The organism is Roseibium polysiphoniae, from assembly GCF_014842925.1.
Lineage (GTDB): Bacteria > Pseudomonadota > Alphaproteobacteria > Rhizobiales > Stappiaceae > Roseibium > Roseibium polysiphoniae.
Genome location: NZ_JACYXJ010000006.1, coordinates 1 through 20,436, shown reverse-complemented (window position 1 = coordinate 20,436; position 20,436 = coordinate 1). Strand labels below are relative to the sequence as shown.

Below are 20,436 nucleotides of genomic sequence, written 5' to 3'. Positions count from 1 at the left end.
CATGTGCAGGAACTGTGACGACGCCGGGAGGCAGGGGCTGAGATCGGCCCCTCATTCGCTCGTCAGGTTTCTGAAGTGACGAAAAACCGTCGCACGGTCGTGTTATTGCGGCGGAGCTATACAGGGATCAAATATCCCGACATCAAAGGCGAGGCACTGATGAGCAAGTTCCTTTTTAGCGCGACTGCGCTGGCCATGACGACAGCGCTGAGCGGCGCTGCAATGGCCGACTACACCCTGACCATCCTGCACACCAACGACGTGCACTCGCGGATCGAGTCGATCAACAAATACGATTCCACCTGTGACGCGGAATCCGAGACCGAAGGCAAGTGTTTCGGCGGCGTCGCCCGGATCAAGACCAAGATTGACGAGCGTCGCGACGAGCTGACCGGCGAGGGCGCGAACTTTGTTGTCGTCGATGCCGGTGACCAGTTTCAGGGCTCGCTCTTCTATACGACCTACAAGGGCGCAGCTGCCGCCGATTTCATGAACGGCATTGGCTACGACGTCATGGCCGTGGGCAACCACGAGTTCGATGATGGGCCGAAGGCGCTCGCAGGCTTTCTCGACAAGGTGACCTTCCCGGTCATTTCCGGAAACCTCGATCTCGACCAGGAACCACTCCTCAAGGGTCGCATTCCCGGCACTCTGGTGCTGGAGCGCGGCGGCGAAAAGATCGGTTTCGTTTCCAGCCTTGCTGAAGACACTGCCGAAACCTCCTCGCCAGGTGCTGGCGTGACCTTCCTGAATTCCGAAGAGGCGCTCAAGGCGCAGGTTGCCGAGCTGGAAGCCGCTGGTGTCAACAAGATCATCGCGCTCACTCACGAAGGTTTGTCCAAGGACAAGATGATCGCCGCAGCCGTGCCCGGTATCGACATCATCGTCGGCGGCCATTCGCACACTCTTCTGTCCAACACGCAGGACCGTGCTGAAGGCCCTTATCCGGTGCTCGTCAAGAACCCGGACGGCAAGGATGTGCCGATCGTGCAGGCCTATGCCTACAGCAAATATGTCGGCGATCTCGTCGTCACATGGGATGATGCCGGCAATGTCATCGAGGCTGTCGGGGAACCGATCCTGCTCGACGCGTCGGTCGAGCCGGATGAAGAGTTTCTGGCACGTGTCGTCGAAATGGCCGCACCGCTCGATGAAATCCGCAATGAAGTGGTTGCGCAGTCAAGTGGCCTGATCAATGCGGACCGGACGGTCTGCCGTGCCCAGGAATGCGAAATGGGCACCCTGGTCGCGGATGCCATGCTGGCCCGGGTTGCGCCGCAGGGCATCCAGATTGCCATTCAAAATGGTGGCGGGCTGCGCGCGTCGATCGACGCCGGTGAGGTCACCATGGGCGAGGTCCTGACGGTTCTGCCGTTCCAGAACACCTTGTCGACCTTCAAGCTCAAGGGCTCCGATGTGATCGCGGCGCTTGAAAACGGTGTGTCCAAGATCGAGGAGGGCGCAGGCCGCTTCCCGCAGGTCGCAGGCCTCAAGTACAGCTTCTCCAAGGCCAAGCCGGCCGGTGAGCGCATCAGCGACGTCGAAGTCATGGACGGCGATGCCTATGCGCCGATCGACCCGGACAAGGTCTATGGCGTCGTCTCCAACAACTACATGCGCGGCGGCGGCGACGGCTACAAGGTCTTCGCGGCAGCGGGTATGGACGCCTATGACTACGGCCCGGATCTGGCTGACGTGGTTGCCGAGTACCTGGCGGCCAAGAGCGGTTACACGCCATACGTCGACGGCCGGATCACCGAAAAGTAAGACTGACACCTGTCAGGCGAGGGACCCTGGTTCCTCGCGCAAGGTCAAAGCGCGTCGCATCAGCGGCGCGCTTTTTCGTTTCTCTGCGTGAACTCGAGTCAAGCGAGCAGTCTGAGTGGGAGGGCGATCTTCTGCGGGCTGTCGACAAAGCCATTTGAAGGCGCTTCAGGTCAACTTTTCCCCAGCCGGTAGAGAGCTGAAAAACCGAGTAAAACCGGGGTTTTGCAGAGGGTGGGGACACCTTTGCGAAAAGCCTTGCAAGGGCGGTGAAAAACTTTGCCGGGACGCTGGACAAGCCCGTTTCCAGCTTCTATAAGACCCGAGCTTTCGACGCGGCGACAACCTGTCCGCCAGCCGTCAGATGCCCGGATAGCTCAGTTGGTAGAGCAGCGGATTGAAAATCCGCGTGTCGGTGGTTCGAATCCGCCTCCGGGCACCACTCATCTCTTTGAATTGACTTTGCTTTTTCGACTGCATGAGAATTTCTCCTTTGCGGTTTGACATTCTTTGCGAACGGGTTTGACACTTTCTCGCTTCGAAGAGCTATTTCAGCCTCAAACTTTGCCGAGACAGTTTCCATTTTGGCGCTAATATCGGCCCTTCGTGAGTAATGCCGAGCCATGGTCTCAGTTGTTTGTGCGAGGGCGTCGGCGATGGTCCGGTCGTCCATGCCGCCTTCACGCAGGATCGTCGCGACCGTGTGCCTTAGGCCGTAGAGGGTTAGGCCGGTTCCGACCGAGCCTTTAGCCTTGAGTTGGTCGTAGTAACGCTTCCAGGAGGCGCGGAAGCCAGCCTCGGTCCACGGTTGTCCTCGCGAGCTCGCCAGCAAGGTTGGGGCCTCATGCGGTTCCGCCTCATCCAGGATCACTTGAAGCGGCTTGATCACGGGCCAATGGATTTGCGTGCCGGTCTTCGCGCGGGACGATCTGATCACCCCATCCTGATAGGCCGACTTGGGAAGCGCGAAAGCATCTCCTGGTCCAAGCCCTGTAAACATCATTAAGGCGATGGCAGGGCGCAATTGCGCTGGAGCTTCTTTCAGTACGATTTCACGCTCCTGATCGGTCCACGGGCGGTTGGCTTTTGGTGCATTTCGTTTGCGTTTGACACCTTTTACACCAAGGGCTGGATTGTCTTTGACAAGGCCTCGTTCCTTTCCCCAGGCGAACACAACGGAAATCACCTGCTTCACATAGGTGCCAAATCGAGCACTCTTGTCCTCATGAGCCTTGTCGCGCAAGCGCACGATAAGCTCTGAGGTAAAGCGGGTGAGGGGCGTGTCGCTCAATGGCTGGAGATAACCCAAAACCATCTGGTAGTCGCTTCGCGTGCGGGGCGCGAGATCCTTGAACGCGTGGCTGCCACGATATTTTTCAACAAGTAGCCCCAAAGTGCCAGGTTTGGCAGTTTGGCGTTTACCGGCATCCTCGAGCCGCGTACATTCATTGTAGAAGGCTGCTGACTTTGGCGGAAAGCTCGCGAGATCAACCATGGCGCCCGACTTCCGGTGCTGGCAGCGCAGCTTGAAAGGAGGCTTTTTATCCTCCCAAACCCGAAAGCCCTTTGGCCACCATTTGTTGATCTTCGGCATCAATCACCCCAATCGCGCGACAAGAGCGTCATCATCCAGTTGATCGGATGCCTTCTGGCTTTCTATCCAGCGGTCAAGATCATGTACGTCCCACCTTTTCACGCCGTCGGCAAATGCCACAGGGGCGACTGGCGAAAGGCTCTCGAACTTCTTGACCGCTAATCCGCAGTAGTGTGCGGCGTCCACTTTGCTCAGCATGCGATACGGCTGCACAGTGAGATTGAGTTTGGCACTTGGCATGTCAGGAGCCTCCAGTCCCTTTGCGGGTTATTTGGCTTTAGCTGTGTCCCGATCCAACGCGGTTGCCTTCGTCAGAACGTTTTGAAGCACGGCAGAGCAATCGACGATCTGATACGCTGGACCGCGCTCTGGATCTCGGAGTGCGGCGCTCATTTTCATGTTGAGCGCTTCGAGCCCGAAAATGGTCTGGATGTCCAGGTCCGCCGTGTCGTGGTGCATGTTGCAGAAGCAAAAGACGCCGGTGTCGGCGTTCAATACTTCCTCCCATCGGTCCTTGAGGCCAATGAGGACATGACCTGCTATCATTTCCGCCATGGCGTGGGAGCAGTGGGACTGGACGAGACGGTGGTACGTGACGACTAACATGAGGTCGTTGAACGTGAACCGCGTCCATCCCGGCCCATCAGCTTCCAGTACTACATGCTTGCGTCGCCGCCAGACCCTAAGGGTCTCGATATTCATACCGGCAACTGCAGCAACCTGGGATGCTGTGAATTTCCGTTTAAGCAGGCTGGCAAGAGTCGTCACTGATCGCTCCATCAAACTGGGTCGATTGTACCGATTCTGGTAAAAGGGTCAAGTGACCCACTTTTTAATTGCTGATGCGTTGTCTTTCGGACCAAGCGGTCGTCGAGCTCGGGCATTAACAACGCGCAGGCCAGATGCGTTTTCAGCCTCAGAACACGTCCATACTCAAATGCTCTGAAACCACCCTGCATCAATCGTGACTGCTTCGATCATCTGCGTTTTGACGCCGAGGTCATATTGCTTCAGGAGGTCACAAAGGCGGTCGCCATCGATCAGGTCAATGGCGATGGCGCCATCGCGAGTGGCTTCTTCTGAGGCCTGGCTGGTAAAGGTACCGGTTGTGATGAACAGGCCTTTGTCCGCACGCCCTTGCAGGGCACCCCTAAAGTCGCGGATCTCCTTTGATCCAACGCTGCCCTTCCAGCGCTTGCACTGGAAGTAGACCTGAAATGAAACCAGATTGACGCGAAGGACGCCGACGCCGTCGATGCCGCCATCCCCGGTCTTGCCGCGAACCTCGACTTTGATGAACCCCGCCTCGCGCAAGAGGCGCTGCGACAGCCGCTCAAAGGCTGAAGGGTCCATGGCGCGCAACGTGTCGCGGAGCTTGAGCTTCCAGTTTTCAGCCCCAGTAGTGTCCTCATCGGCGTCCAGCGGAGCAGGCTCAGATACAGTTTCGCGCTTGTCTTTCCGCGCAGCTTCCTTTTGCAGCTTTTCCTTACGCTTGGCCTTGGCCCGCTCGCGCTCTTCATCAAGAACCCTTTTATGAATGGCTTCTGTTTGCTGCTTGCTGACGATAGCCTCGCCATCGTCAGTTAACGCCCAGACACCGCGGGAGGAGTTTTCCAACGCTCCGCCGCGCTTCAGATAGGTGCGCGCCCAGGCAAGGAAATAGGCAACGCGGGTGCGCGGGTCGTCGCCCGGCTGAGTATAGGACTGCTCTTCTTCGGACAGCCCTTCGATCTCGATGACCTTTTCTTCCAGTTCCTGGATGGAGGCTGAGCCGCCGATTTGCTTTAATGCCTCGATCGTTGCCAGCATCATGCCTGGCAGGTCAGGCATGCCGGTCGGCTCAACGGTGAAGCGGCGTGACATTCATTGACTCCCATTATGCTGCATAGCGGCCATCCTCAGTAACTTGGGCCTGGCCGAGTGCTGCCAGGCTGGCCAGCAACGGTTCGACGGAGGTGGTGCGGGCGCGCTGGAAGCGACGGGCGATCTGTTCGGGTGTTGCTTCGCCCATGTCTTCAAGCGCCTCGCGAACCGCAGAGATCTGCTCCGGCAGGGCCTTGGGCCAGGGGGATTTCTCCACCTTGATGGCGGCGCCGACATCCATCTCCGCCTGCTTGGCCTTGGCTTCGGCCTGCTTGCCTTCCGGGTTCTGATAGTCCGGACGCAGCCAGCGGATATGACCGCTCGCCTCTTCCGCCGCGCGCTCCTTGTTGAGATCGACCAGCTTGAACAGGATTTCCTCGTCGGTGAGATTTTCCGGCCAGCCGTAGGCTTCTGCCACGGCAGCGTCGATCCGGTCGTGAATGTCTTTCAGAATGCCGATCAGGCCCTGATCGTAGTTGTCCTTGCCCTCGATGGTCTCGCCTGCGCGCAGTTTTTCCAAGACGTTGTACATCTGGGTCAGCGTCAGCTTGGGATGCGCCGCCTGTTGCTTTTTGCGGTGCGCGTCGAGCTCTTCGCCAAGTGTCCGAAGTATTGTTAGCTGAGTTTCAGTGAGATCAGGGAACGGAAAGGGATCGAAGCAACGGGATTTATTGTAGCGGGGGTCGTTGCCGACACCTAACCTACCACCTGCTGCAAGAGACCATACAACATGATGTTTGCTGGACAACACCGCAAGCTTAGCAGCATCATCAAGAGCGATCGCCACGAGCATGTTATCCGGCAAGATATCCGCATCGAGAAACTGAAAAACGCGGTGCTTCATTGTCTCGACGGTTGCGATGTAGCGCGGCAATCCTTTTAACGCGCGGCGCAGATCCCGTCGTGGCTCACCATGAATCCACCAGTTACGCTTATAACTATCGCGGTTGTTGAGATCGCGCTCCGGTTTCACATTGTCTAAGACATGCTGATAGACCGCCGGAAAGCGCTCTCTTACTTGAGCTTCTGTCAGTCCAAACAGATCGATCACCATCACGTCGCGCGGTGCTGAAGTGAGATCTCGTCCGTTTCGGTAACTGCGGATGTGAGCAGAAGCCTCTGGCATTGTTCCCAATCCCAACGCTTTAGCTTCAGCCGGTCTCAAGATGAAACCGGAGCCAATTAGCTGCATCCCTCTATGGGCAAGATTCGCGTTCGCTGTGAGCGATCTAGCCCCCGCCACATCAGCGCCTATCTGCAAATTCGCGAATACCTTTCCGATCTGATGATCGAAGGTCACCAGGCGCCCGTCTGCCTCTGAGCGTTCTTTGCTTTCCGTCGCCACAGACAGCAACTGGCCAGCACGATTGCCAGCAGCTCCAACCGTCATGGAAATCCGCACCGCTGCCCCGAACTGGGTATCCACCCAGGGGTGATCCGGGATGGCGAAAAGCAGGGATAGCGGCTTTTTCGGGTCGTTTAGATGTGGCTCCAATACCCGACGATTGAACGTCTGGCGCAGGGAATTGGTGGTGATCAGACCGAAGCGGCGGGTGCCCTTGGCCTTCTTCCGGTCAAAGCCACGTGCAGCCAGAGCCGCCTTGTCCCACCAGAACATGACCAGATCCGCACTTTGCGGCATCTTCGGATAGGCTTTCCAGAGTGCCTCGACATAGCCATCGCCGAGGCTATCCCGCAGGCGACTGGCACCAATAAACGGCGGATTGCCAACGATGAAAGTGGCTTCGGGCCAATTGGCGGGTTTCGGCTTGATATAGTCGTAGACCTGAATGCGGGCATCCGGGTCTGGCACTTCCTCGCCCGTTACCGGATGGCGCAGGGTGGTCACCCCATCCCAGCGGGTGACCGGCTTGCCTGCCTCATCCAGCCTTGGAATGCGGTCTTCCCACTCCAGCACCGCATCGCGGTTTTGGATGTTTTTGAAGTCCTTCAGAACCGGCTCGGAGGGCGACGCCTTGCCGTGGGTGCGGAAATGCCATTGCAGGTAGCCGATCCAGAGCACCAGTTCGGCCACCGCCGCCGCCCAGGGGTTCAGCTCAATCCCTAAGAACTGGTGCGGATCGACCGTGTGACCGGACAGGCCAAGAGACGCCTGGTCCTCGCCAAGTTCCTCCAGGAGCGCGGTGACTTCGCCTTCCAGCCGCTTCATCATTTCCATGGCGACATAGAGGAAGTTGCCTGAGCCGCAGGCCGGGTCGAACACGGTTGTCTCGCAAAGCGTGCGGTGAAAGTCGTGGACGGCAGCGCGGGCCTCTGTCTCCTTGCCGTCGGACATCAGCCGCTGCACGGCGGTCTGCACGTCCTTCCAGTCGGCGCGCAGCGGGTCAATGATAGTCGGCGTCACCAGTCGCTGGACATAGGCGCGCGGCGTGTAGTGGGCACCGAGCTTGTGCCGCTGGCGCTTGTCGAGCGCACGTTCCAGCAGCGTGCCGAAAATCGCCGGTTCCACCTGCTTCCAGTCAGCCTCGGCTGCCTCGATCAAAAGGCCAAGCTGCAAGCCATTCAGCGGCAGGGCGTCGGGTTCCTTGAACAGTCCGCCGTTGAAGCGCTTCAGGTCCGCCTTCAGCGCGTGGGAGTAGACACCCTTGTCCATCGCCTCCCAGAGTTCTTTCAAGGACAAAGCCGCATGCTCCGGGTGGCCTCTGAAGTCCATCAGAAGCCCGGTGAAACTGTCCTTCGGGATCAACTCCACGTCTTCGGCGAACATGGAAAACAAGCAGCGCATCAGGAAACGGGCGACCTTTTCGCTGTCGTGACCCTGTCCCTCAAAACTCTTGCCCAGCTCGGCCAGATGCGCAGCGATATCCCTTGTGACTTCGGCGGCCTTCAGGGAGGGATCTAGCGAGAATGGATCTGTCCAGATCGTGCGCAGAAGATCGCATGTGTCGGCGTCGCACAGGTCTTCCAGCTTGATGCGATAGCGGTTGCCGTCCGGGAACTGGGTATAGCCCTGACCGGCGCGGGAGAAGTCGGCATAAAGCTCAATCACGTGGCCGACATCGACAATCATCAGGAAGGGCGGCCAGCCGTCTTCCTTGGAAACGGCGCGGGCATAGCCGTCGGCCTGGTTACGCGCCTTGAGCATCGTGTCGTCCCACTTGGCCGTGCCACGCGGGCCATGACCGAGACGGACCTTGGGCGCATCCTTCTCGCTTAGAAGTGCGAGCTGGTCTATGTCGGCTTTGGAACCCTTGTCGCCGCCCTGCTTTGCTTCCAGGACAAAGCAGCCCTTGCGATAGAGGTCGATACGTCCCCGGCTCTTGCGGCCCGTATGGGTGAAGGTGACCGGCCGTTCAAAGCGGTAGTCGTTGTTCTCGCCGTCAGCGGTTGCCGGTTTGGGTCTGTCGACGCCCAGTAGATCCGTCAGTTCATCGGCAAACATTTGAAAATTCGCCATCTCGCTGCCGCCCGATGGCTTCCAGCGGTCAATGAAGGCATCAATCGGATCGGACATGCGGGTGGTTACTCAACGAATCTTTTTACAACGTCAGATATACAAACAGAAACAACGCGCGATAGCTATCAAGAGCGGTCACCTCAAAACGCGAACTGGCCTATCAACTATCCTGCGGTCGGTCGAAAACAAAAGAGGTGCCGGGGACGAAACAGACCCTTGCACCGGCCATTGCAAGCGTAGGCCAAACATTATCCTAAACATAAACCCGACACGTTTTGAAATCGCCACGCGTTTCAAAGCCCTGAGGTCGCGAATAGCCCCGTAGGACAGGGAGGCCGTGAAAGGACCCGCAGCGTGGAAGGGGCTCCTGGGCCGTCAGACTTCTAACATCTCTGACGAAAATTTCTCTCTCCCGCAATGCTTGTATGTCCGGTTGCTTGTTCCTTTTCCGGATGTTGCTAGGGTCTTGCCAAGGCTTGGGGGATTCGCTTTTGGCGGTCCTTCGTGGGCGGGATAAGGCGGATAAGTACCTGACGTTAGGGAAGAAAAAGGCGCCATGGAAAAACGGGCGCCGGCGACGATTTGGGGCAGGCAGGTTTGAGTGAAGCACTAAGAGGCGAGGGGCAGACGCGGGCTGCGGCGGGCAATCAGCCGGGCGCTGCAGCGAGCGCTCATGCAAAGCCTTCAGACAGCGCATCTTCCCGAACCGTGCCGCAGGAAATTTCCGCTCCAGCCAATGCGTCTGCGGGTGCGGCCGAGCGTTTGGCTGAGGCCATGCCTGGAATGGAGACCGCTAAGCGGCGCCAAAAGCCAGGCGGCGTGCGTATCCGGCTTGCACAGAATACTGAGGCCGATTACCAGGCCGGGCTGGCGCTGGCGCGCGCGGCTCACGAACGCACAGTCTTCAAGGAGATTGCCTTTTCGGAGGCAAAGGCGCGGGCGATCTTCGACAAGGCCATGGCCCAACCGGAGCGCTACGGGCTGATCTATGCGATCGCGTCCGACAGCGCCATGGATAAAGCCGGTCCGACGCTGGGGTCAGCTGAAGGCCCACGAGAGCGGCTGCTCGGCTTTGCCTCCGTTCATGCGGGCGAATACTTCCTGGGCGAGGGCAGTCTCATTGCCACGGTCCAGACGTTGAACATCGATCCAGGGCTTTCGGGCACGCTTGTCTCTGGCAAGGTGGTCTTGCGGCTGGTGCAGGCCCTGCGCCACTGGGCCAGGACCCGCGGCTGCGCCCATCTGCTCTGCCACGTCACCAACGGCGAAAACGCCGCCGAGGCCGACCGCTTCTTCCGGCGATGTGGGATGAAGACGGTGGGTGGGAATTACTTGGATGTGGGCGCGCGATAGCAAAGGGTTTAGGCCCTAGTTTCTTAAATATTGTTGATGCCCAAGTGGGATCTCGAGGGATGTGTTTGAAAGGGAGGAGCTAATATTGAAAAAGAAAAATAATTTAACTTTAGAAAATAATACAAATTTTGGATTTTACATATGATTGAAGATTCGAATAAAAAATGCTGGACTTGTGCATGGAAGTATCACAGGCCTGAATTTTTTGTGTGGGTTTTTTCTGCGATTATATACTTCCTTCTTATTAAGGATCTTGAATCTACAAAGTATACTCAGGTAATTTTTCTTGTCGTTGTTTTTCTCCCCCCTGTTTTTGTATTCCGCTTTTTCCTGTCGATCCGCAGATGTAAAGCGAAAAATATTAGCGCTTGTAGTGGTGAATCCGGTGATCAAAAATGACAGAAAACCAAAGAGACAACAGTTTTATTATCGAGGCCCTAAGAACGACTGGTGATCTAGCTTTGGGCCAGCTGGGGACCGTAGTCTCTGCCGTCGGCGATATCATTGATTTTGACACGGGGAGCAAGTGGGGTGGGCGAATCCTGGGTAAATTTGGGGGGCCTTTGGTTGATACCGGCGTTCGCTCCATTGATGAAGACGGACTAACGATCAGAGATGTCGTTGCGGTCGGAGCGTCCATTGGTGGTGGTATGTTGTCTGGAGCTGCGGCTGCGGCGATAACAGCCAACCCTATCGCAATTGGGGCCGGTACACTTGTAGGCGGCGCACTTGCTGCAATCGGTGTCGATAATTTTCCTAGTTTGGAGCCCCGTAGCGCTACTGCGAGCCTGACTACCTCGCACGCCGACGGTTCTTTCGAAATTTCAACATTTACACATCTCGGCAAAAAGAACGGCCTCGATTATGTCGGGACAAAAATTGAAAAATATGATGCGTCAGGAAAGCTGATATCTAGGGCAGTCCAGAACATTGAAGTCGAAGACGCTGCTGCGCTTTTGAGTCAAGTCCGTGCGCAAGAAGCACTGAATAATCTCGATAGATGCTTTGCAGCCGATACATTGATCGCTCTGGCTGATGGAACGACTTCCGACATCTCCGCCATCCGCCCCGGCGACCTTGTCCTCTCCTTCGATTCTCTCGCCGACAATGGCCGTGGCGCCTTGGTGCCGAAAAAGGTCGTTCGGACCTTCACCAACATCACCGAAGAATGGCTGCGGCTGACCTGGGTCGAGGAGGACGAGAAAAAAGAACTCGTCACCACCCCGGGCCATGAATTCCTGACCGCCCATGGCGGCTTTCGCCAGATCGAACAACTGATGGCGGGCGGCACGGGTACGCTTGTGCTGGCCGATGGCTCCGAGGCTATGGTCTCCGCCGAGCGTATCGTCTATAGCGCGGCAACAGCAGAGATGTTCGAGCAGGCGGAAGGCTATGTTCTGCCCCAGAACGGCAATCTGGCCCTGAAGCCGGAATTCAAAAAAGGCTGGAAGACCTATAATTTCGAGGTCGAGGACTTCCACACCTATGTCGCCGGCGGCGTACGCGTGCACAATGACAGTTGGGCAGATCCTTATGGGATCGAAGGCTTTCACTATGCGAATTGGCGAGAGGGCGACGGTGTCGCCTCCGTTGAATCCAACTGGAACGAACGGGTGTCCGTGGATGGCAATCTCGTTGCCCAATATCGCCTAAGTCTCAGCGACGGATTTCGCGATACGCCGACGGCCCACGCGGCTTCCATTGCCTATGCGATGGAGAAGCAGGGCTATAGCGGCAGTCAGATCGGCTATGCGTCCTGGAAGGAGTTCACGGATCACAATGGCGATGAGCCGGTGACCGACGCCGGCGAAGTGGCGAGGATTGAAGCGAACATTCGCCATGCCCGGCAACAGGCGGGCCACGAAAGCTCCACCGACAGCGGCAAGCCGCTGATCCTGGATCTGGACGGCGACGGCATCGAGATCACGCCGATGGACCGCTCCTTCACCGAGTTCGACTTTGACGACGACGGCTTTCTGGAACGCACGGCCTGGGTCGGCGCCGATGACGGCCTGCTGTTCTGGGATGAGAATGGCGACGGCTCGCTGGCGAGCGCCCATCAGATCGCCTTTTCCGAACTGACAAGCGATGAGTTCGACACGGATCTGGAGGCTTTGGCGGCCCATTTCGATCAGGCCAATGGCGGCAATGGGGATGGCGTCTTTGATGCGCGGGATGCCGCCTGGAGCCAGTTCAAGGTCTGGCGCGATGCTGACAGCGACGGCGTGGTCGATGTCGGGGAGCTGCGCTCCCTTGCCGACTATGACATCACCTCGATCACGCTGACCCGGACCAATGAAACCACCGTGGTTCTGGATGATAACACGGCGATCCACGGCTTTACGGAAGCAACCTTGAGCGATGGTTCGGTGATGTCGGTCGGTGACGTCTCGCTCGGCTACACCAAGCTGGGCGTCAAACGCACGGTGGATGCGGATGGCAACGCCATCGTCACCTATGAGGGCGCCGATGGCACCGAGGAGGGGTCCACCGGGCGCAAGGTTCTTTTCGCTGCAGCAGGGGCTGCAAGCTTTGCCCTTGGCACCGACACGGAAGCCGCGGATGGCGAACTGACGACTTCTCTATGGTCCTCGGCCATCGGCAATGACGATGCCAACACGCTAGACGCTTCCGCCAAGCTGGAAGACGTGCTTCTGGAAGGGGCGGGCGGCAACGACACGCTCACGGGCGGGGCCGGTCATGACATTCTGATCGGCGGCACGGGGAGCGACAACCTCACCGGCGGCGATGGCAACGACACGCTGGTCGTTGATGCGGAGGATCTGGTGGGTGGGCAGATCTCCGGCGGGGCGGGCTATGACACCTTGAGCCTCGACACGGAGATTGCCACCCAAGTGATCCTCGGGACCCATCAGGCGGAAGCGGCGATCGGCGGCTCCGGCAACGACACGCTGCACGGCAACAACGACAATCTTCAGGTCTGGAGCGAGATCGCCCGGTTCAATGCGGACGGGAGTTTCTCCGCCGGCTGGGTCGACATTGGCTATTACCTGAATGGCGCTGACGGCGACGACAGGCTGATCGGCGCGAAGAACGCAGACCAGCTGATCGGCGGATCCGGCAATGATGTTCTGGAGGCCAAGGCGGGCGACGACACGCTCTCCGGCGGCACGGGCAACGACACGCTGAAGGGCGGGACGGGCAACGACGTCTATCTCTACAACCGCGGCGATGGCGACGACATCATCGACGACAGCGGCTCGACGGCAGATAGCGAGGGCAATGGCGGCGACACGTTGGCGCTGGGAGCGGGCATTGCGCTCTCCGATCTCAACATCCGCCTCGACAGCGCGGACCTCCTGATCACCTTTTTCGAGGAAAGCCAGGCGGACAAGGACATCGCCGCCGAGCTCGGCCTGCCCGACCTCACCGGCTCCCTCCGCATCAAAAACTGGACCTCCGGAACCGGCAAGATCGAATATCTGTCAGTGGCCGACGGAACGGTGATTGAGTTGAGGGACATGGCGCTGTTCGACATGAGCGGCGACCAGGGCGGTCAGACCACCGGGACAAGTGGCCGCGACTTCATCAACACCCAGGCGGGCAACGACACCATCTACGCTGGCGCTGGAGATGACATCGCCTATGCCGGTGAAGGGGCAGATGTCGTTTTCGGCGAGGATGGCAATGACGTTCTGTTCGGCGAGGGCGGCAATGATCATCTCTCCGGCGGGCATGGCGACGACCGCCTCGACGGCGGCGACGGCGACGATGGTCTGACGGCGTATTTCGGAGATGATACGCTGACCGGTGGTGCCGGAAACGACACACTGCATGGCGGTGCCGATCACGACTATCTCGATGGCGGCGATGGCAATGACATCCTGCGCGGCTATGACGACGATCCGAACAACGATGCGGGCGACGGCAACGATCTCCTGAATGGTGGCAAAGGCGACGACAGGCTGGAAGGGGCGGCTGGCGACGACACCTACGTCTATAATCGCGGCGATGGCTCCGATACCATCTATGAGACCGGCAACGGCGGGAATGGCGATACGCTCGCCTTCGGCACCGGGATCGATTTGGAGGACCTGAGGTTCTCCCGCTCCGGCAACAACCTCTTGATCGAGTTTTACCCCGAAAGCGCGGAAGAAGCAGCGAATGCAGAAAGCCGTGGTCTTGCAGCGCTGACCGGGTCGATCATCGTCACGGACTGGTTCGCAAGCACCGCCCGGCGTATCGAAAGCCTGTCCTTCGCCGGCGGGGACAAGGTCTGGATCGGACATCTGGATAATTTTCAGAACGGGACTGACCTCAGTTTCGAAGGAAGGTTCGACCAGATCCCAACCACAGCGATCAATGGATCGCCTAGCCGTGTTCTTGTCGGGGATTACAACGGCGACGGCTTTGACGACATGATGTTCACTTGGAACTCATCGGGCGCGAACAAGCTCTTTCTTGGCCGGTCTGATGGCGATTTCGATCAAGTGTCAACGCCGATTGTCACGACTGCCATCAATGGCAACCCGAACAAGGCATCTGTTGGTGACTTCAATGGGGATGGCTACGACGATCTCATGTTCACCTGGGGCTCATCTGGGGCCAACAAGATGTTCCTGGGGCGCAGCGCCGGTGGGTTTGACCAATTGTCGGGAAAGATCGCGTCATCTGCGATCAATGGCAATCCGAGCCGCGTCTCTGTGGGTGATTTCAACGGCGATGGGTACGATGACCTGATGTTCACCTGGAATTCTTCAGGGGCGAACAAGATGTTTGTCGGGAGTTCGAACGGTAGTTTTGTGCAATATTCCGGTCAGATTTCTGCCGGCGCGATTAACGGCAATCCGAGCCGCACTCTCGTCGGTGATTTCAACGGCGACGGGCGTGACGACCTGATGTTCACTTGGAATGCGTCTGGCTCCAATCGGATGTATCTTGGCCGGTCCGACGGCGGTTTCGATGCCCGGATCGACATGATTGCTCGGACTGCGATCAACGGCAATCCGAGCCGTACCCTTGTCGGTGATTTCAATGGCGACGGCTTCGATGATCTCATGTTCACGTGGAATTCGTCTGGCTGGAACCGGATGTATCTCGGACGCGCGGATGGTGGCTTTGAAGCCAGGATCGACATGATCTCGACCGGCGAGATCAATGGCAGCCCAAGCCGGGTTCTGGTTGGTGACTACAATGGCGACGGCCGCGACGACCTGATGTTCACCTGGAGTGCTTCCGGGACAAACCGTTTGTATCTCGGACAGACGGACGGAACCTTCGAAAAGCGGCTGGACCTTACCCTGCCAGGTCAAATCAATGGAAATTCCGACTGGGGCTTCCCACTGGATGTCAACGGTGACGCAATTGACGACTTGATATTCTCCTGGGGCAGTTCCGGCACCAATCGACTTTATCTCGGGCACACGGGTGGTCGAAATTTTCTGACCGGAACAGCCTCTAATGATTATATCAATGGGCTTGAAGGCGCGGACACCATCAATGGCGGCAATGGTCACGACACGCTGCTGGGGGGCGATGGCAATGATACGCTCTATGGCGACGAGGGCCACGACGTCCTGATGGGTGGGGAGGGCGACGACACGCTCCATGGCGGCGACGGCAATGACGTTCTGGATGCGGGCAAGGGTGCCGGTGGGCTTCAACTCCTGCAAGGAGAGGTAGGCGACGACACTTACCTGATCGGCGTGGACGCCGGCTTGGTCATGTTGAATGACGACGCCGAGTGGGAAGCCAGCGGAACCGACACGCTTGTGTTCAAGGATTTGAACCTGTCCGACTTGGATGTTTCCCAACATATTGATGGCGGTGAGCCATTCCTGCGGTTCCAATGGAACAAGGGCGGCGTTTCGGGTGAGCTCCGCATTGCCAACGCTGCTGAGCACATTGAGCGTTTTGAGTTTGCGGATGGGACGAGCCTGAGCCGCGTTGAGTTCGACATTCACGGCCGTGCGGTTCTCCACGGAACGGATGAGGACGATCTAATTGTTGGCGGTGTGACGACGGCAGGCGGTGACGTCGGCCGGTTTGCAGACGAGAATCTCTTGGCGTTCAAGGCAATGTCCTTGAGTTTTCTTGGGCAGCGGAAGGCGATCGTCCGCAAGGGTTGCTGAGTATCGCGAATGTCGGGGCGCATTTCGATCAGTATGAGTTTGCTGACGGGACGACGCTGAGTCGGATTGAATTTGATGTTCATGGCCGGGCTGTTTTGTACGGCACAGATGGCGATGATCTGATTGTGGGTGGTGTGACGACGGCAGGCGGTGACGTCGGCCGGTTTGCAGACGAGAATCTCTTGTTCGGCGGCGCTGGCAACGACACGATGATCTTTGGCAGGAGCGACTTCGGTGATGCTCAGCATGCATTTGGTCAGGCGGGGGACGACACGTATGTGATTGGCTCCGATAATGGCCACGTGCTTTTGACCGCGGACGCAGAGGTGTCTGGAGGTGGGTTTGATACGATCCGCTTCAGCGATCTATCCTTGTCGGATCTTGCAGTCAGCCAGCGGTATTGGGATGGCGTTCAAGGCAATGTCCTTGAGTTTTCTTGGGCAGCGGAAGGCGATCGTCCGCAAGGGTTGCTGAGTATCGCGAATGTCGGGGCGCATTTCGATCAGTATGAGTTTGCTGACGGGACGAGCCTTAGTTCCATGTCGGTTAACGGTGATGGCAGCGTTGTTCTTGTTGGCTCCTCTGAAGCTGACTTGATCTCCGGGACGAACTCCCATGACATCATTTCCGGTGGCTCAGGCAACGATGTTTTCCTCTTTAATGCAGCTGCAACTGGCCATGATACAATTTCTGATTTCGTTGCGGGGGCAGGGTCGGAAGATGTTGTCCAGCTGGCGGCATCGGAGTTCGGGGACTTCGCGTCGGTGCTCGCAGCAGCTTCAGACAATGGTGCTGATACGGTCATCGCGCTTGATGCGGCAAACAGCCTGACCCTGGAAGGGGTGCTGCTTGCGGACTTGCATCAGGACGATTTCCAGTTCGTCTAGCATGACTTGCGTCCGCAGGTCCGTTTCAGGGACCTGCGGACGCCCATGGGATCAGCCCGGACCCTCAAGTTCTTCAATGATCTCGCTTTCACCGTGCTCCGAGACCTGGAAGACACCGGTGCAATGGCTTTTAATAGCGTGAACGACACCCGGGCTCGGGTGCGCGTGTCTCGATAGATCTGCGGATGACGTTGCTTATGCTTGACCTCGGGACCTAGGGAAGCAGCGACAATCGGCTATCTCTGCTTTTTACCACTAGCTACTCCTCCCCAAACATCATCCTGAACATAAACCTAACGTGTTTTGAAAACGCTGCGTGTTTCAATGCCCTGACGTCGCGAATAGCCCCGTAGGACACGGCAGGCGCGAAAGGACCCGCCGTGTCTCCCTGACTTGAGGCCCGCTATCACAAGTAGGTGGCCTGTCCCCGAGACCGGCGCTTGACGGAGTTCCGGATGGCCTTAGTGAAATAGGCTAGCCTGGTTGGCTGGGCCTTGGCGCGCGATATGACTTTCTCCAACATCGGAGCAATATCTAGTTCTACGTCAGCGCCCATCTCATACCATTCCAAGATGGTGCCTACGCCTCCAGAGATGCTGGAATGCTCAAGGTGGATACCCACGAACAACAGCTGTTGTTTGACGTTTTCAATGAAGTTCCTGCTTTGTTGGTCCAGGGCAATGGCGTGCAGTGAAGACCGGTTTAGACAGTGCACCGGAGTGTCATCGGCATGTCGAGCCCCGCAGGTGTCTATGAAGTCAGTTTTTATTTGGGTGTTTTTAAACTGTGTGTTCTTTGTGATGTCTGATCCGTGGGACATGCCCTGATCGTTACTTGATCCATCAGATGACCTCCCCATGGCACAGTTGTTTCGTGTTGTTTGTTCGGAGTTGGTCGTCTCGGCTGGTCCTTCGTGATTGATCACATAACCAAGCGAACATTTTCCTCCATCTGGTCGGCGGTTCTGAATCCGCTGAACCCAACCAAATTTCTCGAGCTGGTCAATCGCCCGACAAACCGTCGAACGTGAAGCTCGAAGCTCAGCAGCCATTTTGACCTGCGACCGAATGGTATGACCGGCTCTGTTCGCACTCCGGCAAAGAAGGGCGAATACACGGAACTGCATTGGTGTAAGCCGGTTGTCGTAAATCGCTCCGGATGGGACCATGGCAACCCATGGGCCTTTGGATTTCGCGTTTGACACTTTGCCGCTAACTATTTGATGTTCCGTAGCGGGTTTGACACTTGTTGGGCTATCAAGTGTCTGATTTACCTTTTTTATTTCTGGATTGAAAATCCGCGTGTCGGTGGTTCGAATCCGCCTCCGGGCACCACTTTTCCTGAAGATAAAATCCTAAAGATCAAGCCCTTACCAGCCTAATAGTGGTTCTGGACCGGTCTTCCGTCAAGCCCCTCTGTCACACTGTTCTCTTCCTCGTTGTGACACCAGTGTGACTGCCTTTGGTTCTATCGAGGGACCTAAAGGGTGCCGGGGGGAACGGGCGGTGGCTATCCTTAACGTTGGGGCTTCAGATTTTTGCTCCATTTTGGAGTCCCCACTTTCGGACTTTGCGTCCTTGTCCGTCTTTGTCAGGCTTCGTCAGCGAAACAGGCACTGCACCGGTCCCCACTCTTACAGCTCAACCTTGGAGCACCACTTGGCAGTTGGTGTCGACAGAAGCGTATTCAGTCTCTCCTGGAGATAGTCCGCATAGCGGGAAGACGGCTTGTTCCGATGGGTGTCGGTGATCAGAAGACGAACCACAGACGTCCAGAAGTGGTGTCGGTCTTGATGCACAAAGACCTCAGTCATCTCGACAAACTGGACCGTCAGGAAAGCCCACCAGAGCCGCTCCGCCAGTCGCTCATTGGCCTCACCAGGGTGACACTGACGTATCCTCTCGACCTGCCAGACAGAGGCCTCATAGGCTGCCCTGCGAAGACGCCCTCGGTTATCCTGAAAGTGGATCGGACGTGGTTCGAAAGCGATGCTGGCCACCTTCCGGATCAAACCCTGGGTCTCGTCGTCGGCGGAAACCAGTTGGCCTAGAGTCTTCTTCAGATACCGCTGGTGGACAAGCAGAAGCTTCTTGTCAGGACCGACAACAGGTGCTCCATAATGGCGGTAAAGCGAACGATGGTGAGCACAGTAGCGTCCCCTGCCTAGGCGCGCACAGTGAGGAGCATTGCAGCGCTGTTCCTTGATTGTTGCCAAACGGTTAGATGTCATTCCAAGATAGCGAATTAATGGGGGCGGAGCTTCTATAGAGATAGATATAGGAAGCGCACCCATTCAGCAGAAGACCCTCAATTGGTTCGATGAAACACAAAGACAGCACTGGCAAAATCAACACTGAGAAACAGATCTACAACCCTGCATCGATTTCCCCAGTGACCTTTGCGGAGAAAATGAAGGAGCATTGGGAGGGTCTCGGAAACTGCTCGTCGGACAAGTTGATGCAGAAATGGAGGGGAATGGGGGAGGCCTTTTCCAGAGCTGTGCTCATTGGCGCAGGAAGGGACGTCGAGGGGCAGACGCGCGGACAATGGCAAGTCCTTCAGCCACCGACAGGTACTGGAAAGACACAAGGGGCATGTGTTTATGCTGCGATGGTCGCAAAGCAGAATAGGAAAATAGCGGATGAAATATCGCAAGCCACACAAAATCACTCAAAGAACATCCTCAATGACAAACAGTTTCGTTCAGGCGGTAATCCCATGGGTTGAGCCTTCGCGGCAGGAACGTGCTGAAGCTCTTGCCAAGCTAGATATGACCGAAGAAGCTATGAAATGCGTTTATTGCGACGGAAAGGCGACGGATTGGGATCATTTAAGGCCATTGGTAAAAAACAAGAGGCCAACTGGCTACATTTCAGACTACAAGAACCTGGTTCCTTCGTGCGGCCTCTGTAATCAATCTAAAGGTGCCTCTGAATGGAAAAGCTGGATAGATGGACCCGCACCAAACTCACCGAAAAGTCGTGGTGTCAATACTAAGCCACGAAGCGAAAAACTAGAACGCTTCGAAGCTTGGGGAAATGTCCAGCCAAAGAATCTGGCTGAAATGGTTCCTTCGGAGCTGTGGGCCGAGCACTGGGAAAACCTTGAGAGCCTGATAGACAGCATTAAAAAATCGCAGTCGCACGCCGCGAAAATACAACAGGCTATTCAAAGGTATTTTTCTGATCACCATTCTGCTTAAAATTCGCAGAAATTAAAAAGCCCGTCAGGCGATTGCTTTAGGTTAAGTGACATGTCTGTCTAAAACGTCGTGGATCTGCTCCGGAGCAAATGCCACATCCCATGCCCACTGACCAAAACCACCTGCCGAATTGACCGTGACCTGCCACTGAACTTTCATCCAGCTGCGACTTGAGCCCGATTGGTGCTTACGCCATTCGACGCAGGTAGAGCAATCGCCCGTCGCGCGGAGCTGTCAGATCGCGTAGCGGGTCGGGCGATTGC

Annotated in this window: 11 protein-coding genes, 1 tRNA gene and 1 pseudogene; 6 read left to right on the top strand and 7 right to left on the bottom strand. The window is 57.1% G+C overall.

Annotated features, from left to right (window positions below; genetic code table 11):
* The first annotated feature begins 159 nt into the window (after positions 1-159).
* Entirely contained in the window at positions 160-1,767 is a 1,608-nt protein-coding gene (locus tag IG617_RS15840; protein WP_192110242.1) for a bifunctional metallophosphatase/5'-nucleotidase, read from the top strand.
* Positions 1,768-2,130: 363 nt separating this feature from the next.
* A tRNA-Phe gene (locus IG617_RS15835) sits at positions 2,131-2,206 on the top strand.
* A gap of 168 nt (positions 2,207-2,374) precedes the next feature.
* Here the strand turns inward: IG617_RS15835 and IG617_RS21965 are convergent.
* The 5 genes and pseudogenes from IG617_RS21965 to IG617_RS15810 form a co-directional block, all read right to left on the bottom strand.
* A pseudogene (locus IG617_RS21965) lies at positions 2,375-3,079 on the bottom strand (tyrosine-type recombinase/integrase); the annotation flags it as partial.
* A gap of 282 nt (positions 3,080-3,361) precedes the next feature.
* On the bottom strand, positions 3,362-3,598 hold the full coding sequence (locus IG617_RS15825) for a hypothetical protein (protein WP_192110241.1): 237 nt from the start codon (positions 3,596-3,598) through the stop codon (positions 3,362-3,364).
* A gap of 27 nt (positions 3,599-3,625) precedes the next feature.
* Positions 3,626-4,126: a MerR family transcriptional regulator gene (locus IG617_RS15820; protein ID WP_209008547.1), complete on the bottom strand. Its 501-nt coding sequence runs from the start codon at positions 4,124-4,126 to the stop codon at positions 3,626-3,628.
* A gap of 165 nt (positions 4,127-4,291) precedes the next feature.
* Complete coding sequence (locus IG617_RS15815) at positions 4,292-5,221, bottom strand: restriction endonuclease (protein ID WP_192110239.1); 930 nt, start codon at positions 5,219-5,221, stop codon at positions 4,292-4,294.
* Positions 5,222-5,234: 13 nt separating this feature from the next.
* A complete protein-coding gene (locus IG617_RS15810; RefSeq protein WP_192110238.1) occupies positions 5,235-8,696 on the bottom strand; it encodes a class I SAM-dependent DNA methyltransferase in 3,462 nt (1,153 codons plus the stop codon).
* A 540-nt stretch (positions 8,697-9,236) separates the two neighbouring features.
* On the opposite strand from IG617_RS15810, the gene IG617_RS15805 reads away from it, so the two are divergent.
* From IG617_RS15805 to IG617_RS15780, 3 genes are all read left to right on the top strand, one after another.
* Entirely contained in the window at positions 9,237-9,992 is a 756-nt protein-coding gene (locus tag IG617_RS15805; protein WP_192110237.1) for a GNAT family N-acetyltransferase, read from the top strand.
* A 1,019-nt stretch (positions 9,993-11,011) separates the two neighbouring features.
* The gene (locus tag IG617_RS21830; RefSeq protein ID WP_276529833.1) at positions 11,012-16,084 is read left to right on the top strand and encodes an FG-GAP-like repeat-containing protein; all 5,073 of its coding nucleotides are present in this window, start codon (positions 11,012-11,014) and stop codon (positions 16,082-16,084) included.
* The gene (locus IG617_RS15780; RefSeq protein WP_192110236.1) at positions 16,078-16,971 is read left to right on the top strand and encodes a calcium-binding protein; all 894 of its coding nucleotides are present in this window, start codon (positions 16,078-16,080) and stop codon (positions 16,969-16,971) included. Before IG617_RS21830 ends, IG617_RS15780 begins: the two co-directional genes overlap by 7 nt.
* 406 nt (positions 16,972-17,377) lie before the next feature.
* Here the strand turns inward: IG617_RS15780 and IG617_RS15775 are convergent, their stop codons facing one another.
* Together IG617_RS15775 and IG617_RS15770 are read right to left on the bottom strand one after the other, a co-directional pair.
* Positions 17,378-18,097 (bottom strand): MarR family transcriptional regulator, encoded by a 720-nt coding sequence (locus IG617_RS15775; RefSeq protein ID WP_192110235.1) that lies wholly within the window; start codon positions 18,095-18,097, stop codon positions 17,378-17,380.
* Between the two features lie 507 nt (positions 18,098-18,604).
* The gene (locus IG617_RS15770) at positions 18,605-19,186 is read right to left on the bottom strand and encodes a hypothetical protein (protein WP_209008546.1); all 582 of its coding nucleotides are present in this window, start codon (positions 19,184-19,186) and stop codon (positions 18,605-18,607) included.
* A 426-nt stretch (positions 19,187-19,612) separates the two neighbouring features.
* On the opposite strand from IG617_RS15770, the gene IG617_RS15765 reads away from it, so the two are divergent.
* The gene (locus IG617_RS15765; RefSeq protein WP_192110233.1) at positions 19,613-20,173 is read left to right on the top strand and encodes an HNH endonuclease; all 561 of its coding nucleotides are present in this window, start codon (positions 19,613-19,615) and stop codon (positions 20,171-20,173) included.
* The last annotated feature ends 263 nt before the right edge of the window (positions 20,174-20,436 follow it).

What these genes read in the sequence shown, in the direction of transcription:
- IG617_RS15840 (WP_192110242.1), top strand. Translation starts at nt 160, where the DNA reads ATGAGCAAGTTCCTTTTTAGCGCGACTGCGCTGGCCATGACGACAGCG.
- IG617_RS15825 (WP_192110241.1), bottom strand. Translation starts at nt 3,598, where the DNA reads ATGCCAAGTGCCAAACTCAATCTCACTGTGCAGCCGTATCGCATGCTG.
- IG617_RS15815 (WP_192110239.1), bottom strand. Translation starts at nt 5,221, where the DNA reads ATGTCACGCCGCTTCACCGTTGAGCCGACCGGCATGCCTGACCTGCCA.
- IG617_RS15810 (WP_192110238.1), bottom strand. Translation starts at nt 8,696, where the DNA reads ATGTCCGATCCGATTGATGCCTTCATTGACCGCTGGAAGCCATCGGGC.
- IG617_RS15775 (WP_192110235.1), bottom strand. Translation starts at nt 18,097, where the DNA reads ATGCAGTTCCGTGTATTCGCCCTTCTTTGCCGGAGTGCGAACAGAGCC.
- IG617_RS15765 (WP_192110233.1), top strand. Translation starts at nt 19,613, where the DNA reads ATGAAATATCGCAAGCCACACAAAATCACTCAAAGAACATCCTCAATG.